Annotated in this window: 2 protein-coding genes; both read right to left on the bottom strand. The window is 67.6% G+C overall.

What is annotated here, in order from left to right; translation table 11 throughout:
* Positions 1-279: DUF3726 domain-containing protein (locus EOA24_RS35925; protein ID WP_210213638.1), on the bottom strand; the 279-nt coding region annotated here is incomplete at its 3' end.
* On the bottom strand, positions 276-1,971 hold a 1,696-nt coding region (locus tag EOA24_RS35920), incomplete at its 5' end, for a hypothetical protein (protein ID WP_348633101.1). The genes EOA24_RS35920 and EOA24_RS35925, both read right to left, overlap by 4 nt.

The following is a 1,971-nucleotide window of genomic DNA, read 5'->3' as shown; positions in this document are numbered from 1 at the left end:
GTCGAGCAGCAGGGCCGCCGTCTGGATGGGACAGAGCGGCCCTCCAGTCGCGGCGTCAGTCTCGCCGCTCCGCCAGCGCGCCGCGCGGGCAAGGCTGGGAGGCTCGAAGGATTGTGCTTGTTCGGCAAGGCTCAGCATGGCCTTGCCCCAGTTGTCGTCCTCGGCCGCGATCCGGCGCGCCGCGCGGCCGACATCCTCGGCCAATCCCCATGAAAATCCGGCGCCCCGCGCCGCCTTGGCGCTCAGCGTTTCCACCTCGTTGAACGAAAGGTCGATCACGCGGCCCCTCCTGCCATCGTGGCGACATCCTCGATCAGCGGCTCGCCGCTGAACAGCGCGATGCGCAGCCAGCGGTCGGAGCGCGGATCGAAGCTCTGCGCGCCGAAGAACGCCAGCTTGGCGCGCAATATGTCGACGGGCCGCAATTCAGCGCCGATCAGATTGTCGTGGATCTCGGCATAGGGAAATTGCGCGACGATCTGGGCGCGTCGCACCGCATGGCGCCATTCGGGCCAGCGCAGCAGGAAGTCGGCTACACTGGCCGAGGCCGGCTCCTTTGCCAGCGCGGCCGCCAGGCCGAGCGCGTCGCGCGCGGTGGCCAGGGGCTGTTCGAGCTCGGCGCCATCCTCCTCGAAGCGTTCGCCAAGCCGGGGCTCTAGCTTTTCTGCCGACACATACCAGAAGCGCGCGCTGGCGGCTGGCTCGGCGAAGTCGATTGCCATCGCCCAGGAATAGGAATCGAGAAGTGCCCGGCGAAGCAAAGCGCAACCCATGCCGCCTTCTATGGCATGGCCGGGCGTCTCGTCGGCCTTCATCGTGTCGCCGAGGTCGTCGATCAAGGTGCCGTGCGGTTCGAGGATGAGGGAGACGCAGGCTTCCTGCCCTTCCAGCGAGAAATTCTCTTCAGCGAAGCGATAGAGCGCATCCCAAGGCCGCGGCTTCGCCAGAAGCTGATCGAGGTTTTCCGACAGCGCGCCGAGATCGGCGGCCAATATTCGGGTTGCCGTGGCCTGGCGGCTATCGTCGCTGTGCCAGCGGGCAACGCGCCGGCGCAGATCGGCGAGCGCGTTCGAGAAGGCGTCTCGTTCCGCCGCGCCGGCATGTGGTTCGGCGCGCACCCGCGCCAGCGCGGTTTCGCGGGCGAGGAACCAGCTATGCGTCAACAGCGGATGGCGCACGAGGAAGGGCGCCATGCCGAGTCCGGTCGCGTTGCCCACACCGAGCGCCCGGCGCAGGTCCGGCGCCAGCTTTGCCGCGCCGGCCGGATTGCGGCGACGGGCAATGTGATCGACAAGGTCGAAAGTGAAGGACCGGATCAGCCAGACGGTGAGCATTTCAGCCTGGAAGGATCCGGCAAGCTCCGGCCGTGAGGATATCTCGTCGCGATCCACGATGCCGAACTTGCCGTTGCCGTAGACCGCCGTGGTGCGAAGCAGATAGCCGACGCCGAGCAACTGCTCCTCATCCGGCTGTTGTCCCTGCGCCAGCGCCGCGGCGACGTCCTCGAAGAGCCTGACACTCTTGTTCGCGCGCGCCAGCACCAGTTCGCGGCTGGTGTAGCGGCCCGCCTCCTGCAGCGGCGCATTTGCCTCCAGCCGGGCGATGTCGGCGGCGTCCGGCAATCCGTCATAGAGCACGTAGCTCGTGTCCCAGGCCTGCGCGATCACGCGGTCCGAGCGCTTCTCGTCGTCGAGCGGCGTGGAGAACGCGACCAGGCTGTATATCCTTGCCGGCGTCTCGACCGCATAGACCGCGCGCCCGAACCCATTGTCGTCGAGGTCGAACAGGTGCTTGCGGACACGCCATTTCTCCCTGGCGGCGCGGCGGATCAACTGGCGCAGGAAGCTGAGCCGCGTCGGATGCGCCGCGCCAAGCCGCTTAAGGCGCATGACGACCTCCGGCGGGCGCAGCGCGATCGCCGTCATGCGGCGATCCCTGCGAGTTTTTCCAGCGTGGCGAGCGTTTCGGCCG

This window comes from Mesorhizobium sp. M2A.F.Ca.ET.039.01.1.1 (assembly GCF_003998035.1).
Taxonomy (GTDB): Bacteria; Pseudomonadota; Alphaproteobacteria; order Rhizobiales; family Rhizobiaceae; genus Mesorhizobium.
The sequence above is the reverse complement of the archived record's forward strand: the minus strand, read 5'-3'. Positions and strand labels throughout refer to the sequence as shown.